Raw genomic sequence first — 13,045 nt, 5'->3', positions numbered from 1 at the left:
GACTCCGCTTCACGCGGATCCAGTGCGGTTTGTTCGTTAAGAACGGGCGCCGTCAGACAACGGCACGTCGGTGATAGTTAGCTATCCGCACGCAGAATTGCTTCTTCGAGACGCTCGAGCTTGCCGGTCATCTCTCCAGTACGCCCCGGGCGGATGTCGGCCTTCAGCACGAGCGAGACGCGCGAACCAAACTGGCCAACCGCTTCTGTCGCCGCTTTAACGACCGCGAAGACTTCATCCCAGTCTCCCTCGATCGTGGTGAACATCGAGTCGGTCTCATTCGGCAAGCCAGAGTCGCGTACAACTTTCACTGCGGCCGCGACGGCATCGTGGACTGAATCGGTTCCATCGGAACCACCACTGGGTGCGATTGAGAATGCGACGATCATTCTGACTCCTTTGCCATGCGGCGTTCGAGATGTGGGGCGTTCTTAGGTGAAAAGTGCGGCTGTAGCAGGTCGTGTGCGCGTGCAGGCGAGTGCGAGCCTAGCTTCACGAGATGCACGATCGCCGATGCTAACAAGGCAATGAGAAGCAGGTTTCGCACAGTGAGGATAGAAACCATGATCGGGTTTGCGGCCAGAAGCTGGTCATAGAAATACGGATACACAAGCTGGGTGAGTGCCGCGATCGCAAGACCGAGCGCCGCAGGTATTCGAAACCGCAGCGACCCCTCCATGCGGTCAACGAGCAAGCCGAGCACGATCGGCACAGCGAGCCACGCGACGAACTGTGGAGAGCCAACCTTGTTGACAACAATCATCGCGCTGACGAGGGCGAGGCTCAGTGTCGCGAGCACGCCCAGAGTCGACGAGCCTGCGCGCACTGCCCGTAGCCCCAGAAGGGCGATGGCGAGAATGACGATTCCGAGCAGGGGCGTCATTACAGCAGCTGCGAACTCAATACCGGCTCCCGTCACCTGAAAGGTGAGGATCGAGGCGTCATAGTAGATAAAGGTGTCAGGCACCCCCGCCACGACCTGCCAGAGCCAGAACCCGGCGACGGGAGATTCGATTTGGATGCCGCGGCCCGTCTGCTCGCCTACGAAGCTGAACACGTTCATCCCAGACCCAGCCAACAGTGCGAACACCACCACGGTGGCGGTCGCTCCTGCCGCGGCAAATGCAATGGCCCAACGATCGCGCACCGTGATGAACGCAGCGAGCAGCAGCGCGGCAGGCCACACCTTGATCCAGGTAGCACACGCCAACACGAGCCCCGCGACCCGCGGGTGACTGTTGAGGAGCCTCACCCCGACGAGTGCGACCGCTACTGTTACCGCGTCGATGCGACCGAGCGCGATCGGGCCGAGCGCGAGCAAGAACGCCAGCCACCACCATCCGATAATTACACCGGACCGTGAGCGGCCCCAGCGGGTTAGAAAGCCGAGCGCGACGAGGTTGAGGAGCATCACGAGAGCGAGCCACGTCGACCCAATGTGGCCGAGACCGAAAGTAACCGAGGCGAGAATCGGAACGATGGCGAGCAACGGATACACCCACGGAATATCGACGCCCACTACAACGCCCGACGCGTAAGCCTGGTCTGCCCAGCCCGCATACACGATGGTGACGTCACCAAAGGGATTGCCGGGGCCATGAAGATTGAGCAAGCCCAACACGAGGTGAACCGCAATAAAGAGCAGCCAAAGCGCGAAGGCACTGACCGTGTTGCGGGTTAGCACGCCGGCGTGGAAACGGTTGAGCTGCCGCCAGCGATGGCCGCGAGTTCAGCGACCACCGGCGGCACGTGGACACACAGGTCGAGGATGGTGAGTGGCCCGCCCCCGCTCGCAAGCTCGGCCGCGCGACCGTGAATGTACGACGCCGTTGCGGCGAGCCCCACGAGCGCTGTCTGGTCAGCAAGAACCTCGTCTGAATGCGTCGCGACCAACGCCCCGAGGATGCCGCCGAGCGCGTCTCCGGCGCCCGCGGTAGCCAGCCAGGCCGGCGCCGCGGCAATCGCGACTGTCGTGGTTCCGTCGGAGACGTACGTCGTGTGGCCCTTGAGGAGCACGGTGCATCCCAGCGTTCTAGCGGCGGATTCCGCCCAGTCGCGCGGAGCCGACGCGATCGCGTCGACGGGTTCGCCGAGCAACCGGGAGAGTTCACGGTAGTGAGGGGTGATCACCGTCGGTGTGCTGACGCGGTGCACCACGTCGAGGGCTCCCCCGTCGAGCACCATGGGCACCTTTTGGTTGAGGGCCGCCGAGATGTGTTCTTCGGCAACTGGCTCACGACTGGCATGGTCCATGCCCGAGCCAATCAGCCAGGCCTGCACGCGACCGTCGCCCATGACAGCTTCGGGGCGGCGTTGCAGGATCAGGTTTTCGGCACGCTGAGCACCGAGGTAGCGGATCATTCCCAGGCCGGTTCGCGCAGCAGCTTCGACGCCGATCACGGCGGCGCCCGGATACTGCGCCGATCCGGTGATCACCCCAAGCACCCCACGGCTGTACTTGTCGTCAGAGTCTTTGGGCAGAGCGATGTGACGTGCTGCCTCAGCAGCACCCCACATCGGCTCAGTCTCCATAGATGTCAACGATAGTTGAGAACGCTGTTAGCGACGCCGGGTGGCGTCTTGCACTTCGCCAACGAGCACTTCGATGATGTCTTCGAGGAACAGCACACCGGTTGTCTCGCCGGTCGCATCGAAGCTGCGAGCAACGTGCACACCTGAACGACGCATGGTAGCTAGCGCGTCCTCGATGTCGGTCTCGCAGTACATCGAGATGAGCTGACGAATACGCTTGGGCGGCACTGGCTCCGAGAATTCGCTCTCATCAAGATCGATGACGTCCTTCAGATGCAGGTACCCCGTTGGCTCCCCCGCATCGTTCAGCAGAATGTAGCGCGAGAAGCCGCGCTGAGCGACCGCCCTTTCGAGATCGGCAGGAGCGGCATCCTCGGGCAACGTAACGAGCCCCGACATCGGGATTGCAACATCCCGAACCTTTTTGGAGGTGAACTCGAACGCACCAGTGAGGGTGCCACCGGCATCTGTCAGCACGCCTTCTCGCTTCGACTGCGCCACAATCGTGGCGACTTCATCGAGCGTGAAAACACTGTTCGCTTCGTTCTTGGGCACGACATTGAAGAGTCGCAGGATGCCGTTCGCCGTCGCGTTGAGGGCAACGATGATCGGGCGGAAGACTGTCGCAATGAACACGAGCGGCGGCGCCAAAATGAGCACCGCGCGATCGGGAATCGAGAACGACAGGTTCTTCGGCACCATCTCGCCAAGCACAACGTGCAGGAACGACACAATGATCAGCGCGAGAATGAACGCAATCGTGCTGATCAGTTGTTCGCTAAGGCCGGTCAGAGCAAGCGGCACTTCGAGCAAGTGGTGGATGGCAGGTTCTGACACGTTCAGTATCAGCAGTGAGCAGACGGTGATTCCGAGTTGGCAGGCTGCGAGCATCAGTGTCGCGTGTTCCATCGCCCACAGCGCAGTCTTTGCCGAGCGTGAACCGGATGCCGCGAGGGGTTCAATCTGTGAGCGTCGCGCCGAGATGACGGCAAACTCTGCCCCCACGAAGAAAGCGTTGATGACCAGCAGGATGAATAGCCAGACAATTCCCCAGACGTCCATTAGCGCACCACCTCAGCTTCGCTTGTCGCGTCAATGGGATCAGGGGTGAACCTCACGCGGTCGATGCGGCGGCCTTCCAGTCGTTCAATGCGGAACACTCCGCCGGCGGCAGAAATGGTATCGCCGGTGCGCGGCACACGACCGAGTTCGCTCATGAGCCAGCCAGCAACCGTTTCGTAGGGCCCTTCTTCGGGAACCTCAACGCCCGTGCGCTCGAGAAGCTCATCGGGGCGCAGAATTGCGGGAAAAGTGAACCAGTCACGAGAACGCACCACATCGGCTTTCGAACGGTCGTGTTCATCAGATACTTCGCCCACGAGCTCTTCCACGAGGTCTTCGAGGGTGGCGACTCCGGCTGTTCCGCCGTATTCGTCAACGACAACGGCCATCTGGTAACCACGTCCACGAAGTTCGGAGAGCAGGGAATCCAGTCGCATCGTTTCGGGCACTCGAAGCGCTTCGGTCTGCAGCGCGGAGACGGGCACGTCGGCACGTTTCTTGTGTGGCACAGCAACCGCCTGTTTGATGTGCACGAAGCCCACGACATCGTCGATGCTGTCGTCAATGACGGGGAAGCGAGAGAAGCCGGTGCGCTTGGCAAGATCAATGACGTCCTGCGCGCTGTCGGTGCGGTCGATGCTGTCTACCCGCGGGCGCGGTGTCATCACATCTTGCGCCGTGTGATCGGCGAAGGCGAGAGTGCGCGCCAGCAGAGTGGCAGTATCAGCTTCCAAGCTGCCTTGGCTAGCCGAACGACGCACTAGGGATGTCAGTTCTTCTGCCGTGCGCGCGCCAGAAAGCTCCTCTTTCGGCTCGATTCCCACGGAACGAAGAATCGCGTTTGCCGTGTTGTTTAGCAGGCTGACCGCAGGCTTGAACACGGTAGTGAACAAAATCTGAAAGGGCACAACAAACTTGGCGGTTGCCCGCGGCAGTGCAAGAGCGAAGTTCTTGGGAACCAGCTCACCAACAATCATCGAGAGCAGCGTGGCAAAGGTGATCGCGAGCACGCTAGCAATCACGACCACGACACCCTCGGGCAGCACAGTGCCCAGTGGGATCGAGAGCCAAATACTGAACGCCGGTTCGAGCGTATAACCCGCGAGCAGCGTAGTGAGCGTGATGCCCAGTTGAGCGCTCGACAGGTGTGTAGAGGTGTGCTTAAGCGCCGCGATGATGGGGGCGAGTCGCTTTTCGCCACGCTCTTGCCGGGACTCTAGATCGGAACGATCGAGATTGACGAGAGCAAATTCAGAGGCGACGAAGAAGCCAGTGCCAACAGTCAGCACTATGCCAGCGGCGAGGAGAAGCCATTCATTCATGACAATTCACCTCCAGCCGCGGAGGTAGGTAGAGAACGGGCGAAATAGAGGTGATGGTCGCACGGAGCATGGCTCCGGCGACAACTAGAGGGAGGGTCGTCCATTATGGCCCCAATTATAGGACAGATTCCTTAGGAACGACCGATCTACTACCAGCTCACCGGCAGCGCTTTTCCCTCTTCATAGCCGGCAGCTGACTGGATGCCGACCAGCGCCCGCTCACGAAACTCCGTCAAGGTAGCGGCTCCGGCATAAGTGCACGAGCTACGCACCCCCGACGTGATCATATCGACGAGATCATCGAGGGACGGCCGAGCAGGATCAAGATAAATCTTGGAACCAGAAATGCCCTCAGCAAAGAGTTCTTTTCGGGCGAGATCGTAAGCATCGAGGCCACCAAAGCGAGCCCTCACTGCCTTCGTCGACGCCATCCCCCAACTTGTTTTGTACAACGCGCCGGCGTCGTCGTGGCGCAATTCGCCCGGGGCTTCGATCGTGCCGGCAAACCACGAACCGATCATGACGGATGCTGCACCAGCGGCGAGCGCGAGCGCGACGTCGCGCGGATAGCGCACCCCTCCATCAGCCCACACGTGGGCGCCGAGTTCGCGCGCGGTTGCCGCCGTCTCTAGCACCGCGGAAAACTGCGGACGACCCACCGCGGTCATCATGCGCGTGGTGCACATGGCGCCCGGCCCGACGCCGACCTTGATGATGGTTGCTCCTGCTCCAACAAGGTCACGCACGGCGGCGCTCGTCACCACGTTGCCAGCAACCAGCGGTACGCCGAGGTCGAGGGCGGCGACCGTTTCGATCGCCCGCACCATGCCTTCTTGGTGTCCGTGCGCGGTGTCGAGAACGAGGGCGCACGCCCCGGCGGCGACGAGCGCCCGTGCGCGGGCTCCGACATCACCGTTGATTCCGAGAGCGGCGGCAACCGCGAGCGCGCCATCGCTGTCGAGCGCTGGCAGGTAGAGCGTAGAGCGAAGCGAGCTCTTCATACTTGTCGTTCCTATTACTGTGTCGCCAACCACGACGGGTACGAAGTTGAGTTCTCGCTCCACAAGAAGGTCGAAGAGTTCGCGGGGGCTGTCAAACTCCGAGCGGTCGATGGAGTGCGTGATAGTCCGCGCGATGTCACCCAATTCGGCACCGGGCATCGCGGTAGCCAGTCGTTCGGCATCCACCACACCGACGAGTTCGCCATCGTTCTGGAGTACAACCCCGTGGCCGGGCAGCGGAGGCACAAGCAACAGCGCTTTCTCAACAGTGTCGCGCGGACTCAAGAACACTGCAGAGTCGAGATCGATGGGTTGGTTTCGAACCCACGCGAGAGCCTCAGCCATGTCGTCATCGCTGAGATCTTGCGGGAGCACGCCGAGTCCACCTCGGCGCGCCAAACTTGCAGCGAGTCGAGGGCCAGTCACGGAGTTCATGTTGGATGCCACGAGAGGAATGGTCGCGGGCGTCCCGTCCCCTGGCGACAGCGATACCGCCATCCGACTCCCCACGGAAGAGTGGCTGGGAACCAGAAACACGTCCGAGTAGGTGAGGTCGTGTCTGGGAGTGGTCTCATAGAAATCCATAGTGACGAGCCTAATTGTCACCAGATGAAAACAATCTGCAGAAAAGTCACGAAATTAACAGAGATCGCCGCCCCACGGCCAGCAGACGCACAACAAAGCGATTAACATTGTGAGGGATGTCTGGCGCGCAGACCGCGCGCCGTTTTTGTGAACACCAGAACTGAAAGTAGGCGGTTTGACGTGTCAGGCCAAGTAACCGGAATCGCAGCGGACGGAGACTCCTCGGGCGACTTCGGGGCCAACGAATGGTTGGTTGACGAGATGTACGCAAAGTACCTCGAAGACAAGAATCTCGTGGCGGAATCATGGTGGCCCTTCTTGGAGAGCTATCAGCCCTCGGCAGACTTGACGCCCTCGAGTGCCGTTCCCACATCGACAACTCCGGATGCTCCGGCCGCAGCCCCGGCGACGACGCCGGCCGCACCGCAGCCCGCCGCCGCAGCAACTCCTGCCGCACCTGCGGCGACTGCAGCAAGCGCAGCGACTGCGCCCTCAGCTCCCGCCGCTCCTGCGACCCCCGCTGCTGCGCCCGCAGCCGAGGCCAAGCCTTTCGTCGATGAGGCTAATCCCAGCACGGGCAGCCAGCCCATCGCTCGCACGACATCAATTGAGCCCAAGCCGCAGCCGATCCCGGCTGAAGCGCCGTCAACGACTCCTATTGAGACACTCAAGGCTGAGGCCGCCGCGAAGCCCAAGACCGAAAACGTCGTTGCTCCCCTTCGCGGCGCCGCGAAGGCCCTCGCCTCCAACATGGACTCGAGCCTCACGGTTCCTACCGCTACGAGTGTTCGCACGATCCCGGCGAAGCTCATGATTGACAACCGCATTGTCATCAATAACCACCTTAAGCGTGCTCGCGGTGGCAAGGTGTCGTTCACGCACCTCATTGCGTGGGCCATCATCGAGACTCTCAAAGAGTTCCCGAGCCAGAACGTGTTTTACGACGAGCCAAACGGCAAGCCGTCGGTTGTCACTCCGGCGCACATCAACCTTGGCATCGCTATTGACATGCCCAAGCCTGACGGAACGCGCGCGCTCGTTGTTCCCGGCATCAAGAATGCCGAGACCATGGGTTTCGCCGAGTTCCTTGCCGCCTACGAAGATGTTGTGTCTCGTGCTCGCGCAAACAAGCTCACCGGCCCGGACTACATGGGCAACACGATTTCGCTCACCAACCCGGGCGGAATCGGCACGGAGCATTCAGTCCCTCGCCTCATGCGTGGTGCGGGCACGATTGTCGGCGCTGGTGCACTTGAGTACCCGGCCGAGTTCCAGGGTGCAAGTCTTCGCACTCTCACCGAGTTGGGTATCGGCAAGACCGTTACTCTCACGAGCACCTACGACCACCGCGTCATTCAGGGTGCCGGCTCGGGTGAATTCCTCAAGAAGATCCACGAGCGACTCATTGGTGCAAACAACTTCTACGAAGACATCTTCGCGGCGTTGCGCATTCCGTATGACCCCATCCACTGGGCCAACGACATCAATGTCGACCTCGCCGACAACATCAACAAGACGTCGCGCGTTCAAGAACTGATCAACTCCTTCCGTGTTCGCGGTCACCTTATGGCTGACACCGACCCGCTCGAGTACCGCCAGCGCTCACACCCCGACCTCGACATTTCCAGCCACGGCCTCACCTTCTGGGATCTCGATCGTGAGTTCGTCACTGGCGGTTTCGGTGGCAAGCGTCAAGCGCTACTGCGCGAGATTCTCGGCACGCTTCGTGATGCGTACTGCCGCACCGTCGGCATTGAATACATGCACATTCAGAACCCTGAGCAGCGTCGCTGGATTCAGGATCACGTCGAGAAGCCCTACAGCAAGCCTGGCCACGACGAGCAAATGCGCATCCTGGGCAAGCTCAACGAAGCTGAAGCATTCGAGACCTTCCTTCAGACCAAGTACGTCGGTCAGAAGCGCTTCAGCCTTGAGGGTGGAGAGTCGACGATTGCACTGCTCGATGCTGTTATCCAGAAAGCTGCGGAAGCCAACCTAGAAGAGGTTGCAATCGGCATGGCCCACCGTGGCCGCTTGAGCGTGCTCACAAACATCGCGGGCAAGACCTACGGTCAAATTTTCCGCGAGTTCGAGGGAACCCAGGACCCCCGCACGGTTCAGGGTTCGGGTGACGTGAAGTACCACCTCGGCACCGAGGGCACCTTCACTGCTGCTGATGGTCGCCAGATCCCTGTCTACCTTGCCGCTAACCCTTCGCACCTTGAAGCGGTGGATGGCGTGCTTGAGGGAATCGTTCGCGCCAAGCAAGACCGTCGCCCGATCGGTTCCTACGCCGTTCTGCCTGTCATGGTTCACGGAGACGCGGCTATGGCCGGTCAGGGAATCGTTGTTGAGATCTTGCAGATGTCGCAGCTGCGTGCCTACCGCACGGGTGGCACCATCCACGTCAACATCAACAACCAGGTTGGCTTCACAACGCCACCGAGCGAGGGTCGCACGTCGCAGTACTCGACGGATGTTGCCAAGACTGTTCAGGCGCCGATCTTCCACGTGAACGGTGACGACCCTGAGGCAGTTGTTCGAGTCTCTGAGCTCGCCTTCGCCTACCGTCAGAAGTTCCACCGCGACGTCGTGATCGATCTCATCTGTTACCGCCGCCGTGGCCACAACGAGGGCGATGACCCCTCGATGACGCAGCCGCTCATGTACAACCTGATCGAAGCCAAGCGCTCCGTTCGTACCCTCTACACCGAGGGTCTCGTCGGTCGTGGCGACATCACTCAGGAAGAGTACGAAGCCAGCCATCAGGACTTCCAAGACCGCCTTGAGCGAGCCTTTGCCGAAACGCATGCCGCTCAGACCGGTTCGATGCCGATCCTCACCAAGGATGGCAACGGTGTTTCTGACCTTGAGCGTCCCGGCTCGCAGCGCGACGACGCCATCGGAGAGCCCATCACGACGGGCATCGACGAGAGCGTCGTTCAGCTCATCGGCGACGCGCACGCTAACCCCCCGGCAAACTTCACCGTGCACAAGAAGCTGCAGGCTCTGCTGAAGAAGCGCACCGACATGAGCCGCAAGGGCGGCATTGACTGGGCTTTCGCCGAGTTGCTCGCTATCGGTTCTGTGCTTCTCGAAGGCACCCCGGTGCGTATGGCCGGTCAGGATGCTCGCCGCGGCACCTTCGTGCAGCGCCACGCCGTGCTCCACGACCGTGAAAATGGTCAAGAGTGGTTGCCGCTGCAAAACCTTTCCGAAAACCAGTCACGCTTCTGGATCTACGATTCGCTGCTCAGCGAGTACGCCGCTCTCGGCTTCGAGTACGGTTACTCGGTCGAGCGTGCGGACGCTCTCGTCATGTGGGAAGCCCAGTTCGGTGACTTCGCCAACGGCGCCCAGATTGTCGTTGACGAGTTCATTTCGAGCGCCGAGCAGAAGTGGGCGCAGCGTTCAAGCGTCGTCATGCTGCTGCCGCACGGCTATGAAGGTCAGGGCCCCGATCATTCGTCCGCCCGCATCGAGCGCTACTTGCAGATGTGTGCCGAGAACAACATGATCGTGGCACGCCCATCGACGCCGGCATCGTATTTCCACTTGCTGCGTCGCCAGGCCTACTCGCGTCCGCGCCGTCCGCTGATCGTGTTCACCCCGAAGGCGATGCTTCGCCTGCGCGGTGCCACCAGCGACGTCGCCGACTTCACGAGTGGTCGCTTCGAGCCCGTTCTCGACGATGTTCGTCTCGACGACAAGTCGGCCGTCACTCGCGTCATCGTGACGTCGGGAAAGACCTACTACGACATCGCTGCCGAACTCGACAAGCGCGAGATCAAGCACATTGCCGTAGTGCGCATGGAGCAGTTCTACCCGCTCCCCGTTGCCGACATGAATGTGGTTCTCAGCCAGTACCCGAACGCAGACATCGTGTGGACTCAGGATGAGCCCGAGAACCAGGGTGCCTGGCCGTTCATTAGCTTGGAACTGCAGCGCCACCTTGAGTCGCGCGAGATCAAGCTCGCCTCGCGTCCGGCATCCGCCTCACCGGCGACCGGTTCGTCGAAGCGCAGCGCTCTCGAGCAGGCCGAACTGATCGACCACGCGATTACTCAGCCGTAACCGCAACCGCGTTAACGACGAAAGCGGGCATCCTCTTCGGAGAGTGCCCGCTTTCGCGTGTGCGGTGAGCCGCCTGAGGCGCTCAACGCTAGAGAGTGTTTAGGCGCCCGCCAGCTTCGACAAAATCGCACTGCGCAGATCGTCGGGTGCCGTCTCACGGCAGGCCTGCTTGACCTTGAGCTTTAACGCGAGTGCCACAAGGTGTTCGCTCGAGCAGGATTCGCAGTTGTCGAGATGGTTTGAGACATCCTGAAAGTCGGCCTCGTTGAGTTCGCGGTCGAGGTATTCCTCGAGTTCAGCTTTTGCTTTTTCGCAACCGCAGTCGGTCATTTGGTGCTCCTTGATGCTGCTGGCGTGACGGGGGTGCGGTCACGCGCGTAGTCGGCCAGTAGTTCGCGCAACATACGACGGCCACGGTGCAGTCGGCTCATTACGGTGCCTACGGGGGTTTTCATGATGTCGGCGATCTCCTGATAGGAGAAGCCCTCAACGTCGGCGAAGTAGACCGCGAGGCGGAAGTCTTCGGGAATCGACTGCAGGGCATCCTTCACCGCACTGTCGGGCAGGTGGTCAATCGCCTCGGCTTCAGCAGACCGGGTCGAGACCGACTGGGTGACGGATTCTGCGCCGCCCAATTGCCAGTCTTCGAGTTCATCGATCGTGCCCTGATAGGGATTGCGCTGATTCTTGCGATAGATGTTGATAAACGTGTTGGTCTGGATGCGGTATAGCCAGGCCTTCAGGTTCGTGCCCTGCTGGTATTGCCCGAACGCCTGGAACGCTTTAACGAAGGTCTCTTGAACGAGATCTGCAGCGTCCGTGGGGTTGCGGGTCATACGCATGGCAGCGCCAAAAAGCTGGTCCATAAAGGGCAGCGCTTGCTCTTCAAACAGTCGTCGCTTCTCGTCAGCGGCAGCATCAGTAGCGCTGGGCTCAATTCTGTCGGTAGTCATTAGCGACAATTCTAGTTCGCTGATGACGGCATCCTGCTGAGTGTTCAGTACTGCGGTCATGCGGGCGCCTCCTCCGTGGGGTCTTAAACGCCGATACTCTTAGTAACTGATGTTCGTATCTAAGTATTCCAACCCAGAGTTCAGCCCGTATGACGATGAGACGGTGCCAGACACCACGGTGCCCGGAAACTGGCCCGCGCCCACCGTTTCGCATGCCCTCACGGCGTCACTGAGTTTGCCGGGCAGCAAGAGTCTCACGAACCGCGAACTGGTCTTGGCCGCACTGGCCGATGGCCCCTCTCGTTTGCACTCGCCCCTTCATTCGCGCGATAGCGCTCTCATGATTCAGGCTCTTCGCGCGCTCGGCGTGGGAATTGACGAGATCGCGACGGGGAACGCGTTTGGACCCGACCTGCAGATCACCCCGGGCGAACTCGAAGGTGGCACCTCAATCGATTGTGGTCTCGCGGGAACGGTCATGCGTTTCCTGCCGCCCGTTGCGGCGCTCGCCCTCGGGCCGGTCGCTTTCGATGGCGACGAAGCAGCCCTTCGTCGTCCCATGCGCACCACGATTGACTCACTGCGAGCGCTCGGCGTGGATGTCTCCGACGACGGTCGCGGAACCCTCCCCTTCAGCCTGTATGGCATGGGCACGGTTGCCGGCGGCGACGTCAGCATCGATGCCTCGGCATCCAGCCAATTCGTTTCTGGTCTTCTTCTAGCGGCAGCACGCTTCGAGAAGGGGCTCACGCTGCGTCACACCGGCGACAAGCTGCCCAGCATGCCGCACATCGAAATGACGATTGAGTGCCTCGCTGCTCGAGGCGTCGTTGTCGAGAGCCCGGAACCCGGGGTGTGGGTTGTTCCCGCTGGCCCGATCCGCGCGATCGATGTGGCACTCGAGCCCGACCTCTCTAACGCAGCGCCGTTCTTGGCTGCCGCGATCGTGGCCGGCGGAACGGTCACGATTGAAGGCTGGCCAGAGTCGACCACTCAGGTCGGTGCTGACCTTGAGCACCTTCTTCCCCTTTTCGGCGCGACGGTCACGCGCAAAGATGGTGCGCTCACTGTCGATGGCGGCGTAGGCGTGGTGGGCGGTCACCGTTACCCCGGAATTGAGCTCGACCTCTCTACCGGTGGCGAGCTCGCTCCCGCGATCGTGGCGATCGCAGCACTCGCGTCGTCCGCGAGCACAATCACGGGAATCGGCCACTTGCGCGGCCACGAAACCGACCGTCTCGCAGCCTTACGCACCGAGATCAACGCACTCGGCGGATCCGTCACCGAACTCGACGACGGTCTCCACATTGAGCCAGCCCAGCTCCACGGTGGTGTGTGGCACAGCTACGAAGACCACCGCATGTCGACCGCCGGCGCGATCATTGGCCTTGCCATTGATGGCGTGGAGATCGAGGGCATCGACGCGACCGCCAAGACTCTCCCCCAGTTCCCTGAGCTGTGGCGCACGCTCGTCGGTGATGCTCCGCTGACCACTGACACTCTCGGATTGCTCTAA

10 protein-coding genes are annotated in these 13,045 nt (G+C 61.1%); 2 read left to right on the top strand and 8 right to left on the bottom strand.

The genetic code is table 11. The annotated features are described in order from the left end of the window. Positions 1–77 precede the first annotated feature (77 nt). The 6 genes from I6E56_RS13680 to I6E56_RS13655 form a co-directional block, all read right to left on the bottom strand. Positions 78–389: a thiamine-binding protein gene (locus I6E56_RS13680; RefSeq protein ID WP_197139087.1), complete on the bottom strand. Its 312-nt coding sequence runs from the start codon at positions 387–389 to the stop codon at positions 78–80. Then, positions 386–1,684: a glycosyltransferase 87 family protein gene (locus I6E56_RS13675; RefSeq protein ID WP_197139086.1), complete on the bottom strand. Its 1,299-nt coding sequence runs from the start codon at positions 1,682–1,684 to the stop codon at positions 386–388. The genes I6E56_RS13680 and I6E56_RS13675 overlap by 4 nt, the downstream gene beginning before the upstream one ends. After that, positions 1,678–2,532, bottom strand: coding sequence for an ADP/ATP-dependent (S)-NAD(P)H-hydrate dehydratase (locus I6E56_RS13670; RefSeq protein ID WP_197139085.1), 855 nt, complete (start codon positions 2,530–2,532; stop codon positions 1,678–1,680). Before I6E56_RS13670 ends, I6E56_RS13675 begins: the two co-directional genes overlap by 7 nt. 27 nt (positions 2,533–2,559) lie before the next feature. Then, entirely contained in the window at positions 2,560–3,594 is a 1,035-nt protein-coding gene (locus I6E56_RS13665) for a hemolysin family protein (RefSeq protein ID WP_197139084.1), read from the bottom strand. Continuing rightward, the gene (locus I6E56_RS13660; RefSeq protein ID WP_197139083.1) at positions 3,594–4,916 is read right to left on the bottom strand and encodes a hemolysin family protein; all 1,323 of its coding nucleotides are present in this window, start codon (positions 4,914–4,916) and stop codon (positions 3,594–3,596) included. The genes I6E56_RS13665 and I6E56_RS13660 overlap by 1 nt, the downstream gene beginning before the upstream one ends. 149 nt (positions 4,917–5,065) lie before the next feature. Continuing rightward, positions 5,066–6,502 carry a GuaB1 family IMP dehydrogenase-related protein gene (locus I6E56_RS13655; protein WP_197139082.1) on the bottom strand — a complete coding sequence of 479 codons (1,437 nt, stop codon included), beginning with the start codon at positions 6,500–6,502 and terminating at the stop codon, positions 5,066–5,068. 180 nt (positions 6,503–6,682) lie between these two features. Here I6E56_RS13655 and I6E56_RS13650 point away from each other — a divergent pair, with 180 nt between their 5' ends. Continuing rightward, complete coding sequence (locus tag I6E56_RS13650) at positions 6,683–10,576, top strand: multifunctional oxoglutarate decarboxylase/oxoglutarate dehydrogenase thiamine pyrophosphate-binding subunit/dihydrolipoyllysine-residue succinyltransferase subunit (protein ID WP_197139081.1); 3,894 nt, start codon at positions 6,683–6,685, stop codon at positions 10,574–10,576. 99 nt (positions 10,577–10,675) lie between these two features. Here I6E56_RS13650 and I6E56_RS13645 read toward each other — a convergent pair whose 3' ends face one another. Both I6E56_RS13645 and I6E56_RS13640 read right to left on the bottom strand, forming a co-directional pair. Beyond that, a complete protein-coding gene (locus I6E56_RS13645) occupies positions 10,676–10,906 on the bottom strand; it encodes an anti-sigma factor (RefSeq protein WP_197108994.1) in 231 nt (76 codons plus the stop codon). Beyond that, a complete protein-coding gene (locus I6E56_RS13640) occupies positions 10,903–11,529 on the bottom strand; it encodes a sigma-70 family RNA polymerase sigma factor (RefSeq protein ID WP_231606742.1) in 627 nt (208 codons plus the stop codon). The genes I6E56_RS13645 and I6E56_RS13640 overlap by 4 nt, the downstream gene beginning before the upstream one ends. 109 nt (positions 11,530–11,638) lie before the next feature. Between I6E56_RS13640 and aroA the strand changes: the two genes are divergently transcribed. Continuing rightward, a complete protein-coding gene (gene aroA, locus I6E56_RS13635; RefSeq protein WP_197139079.1) occupies positions 11,639–13,045 on the top strand; it encodes a 3-phosphoshikimate 1-carboxyvinyltransferase in 1,407 nt (468 codons plus the stop codon).

Source organism: Salinibacterium sp. NK8237, from assembly GCF_015864955.1.
GTDB lineage: Bacteria > Actinomycetota > Actinomycetes > Actinomycetales > Microbacteriaceae > Rhodoglobus.
The sequence above is the reverse complement of the archived record's forward strand: the minus strand, read 5'-3'. Positions and strand labels throughout refer to the sequence as shown.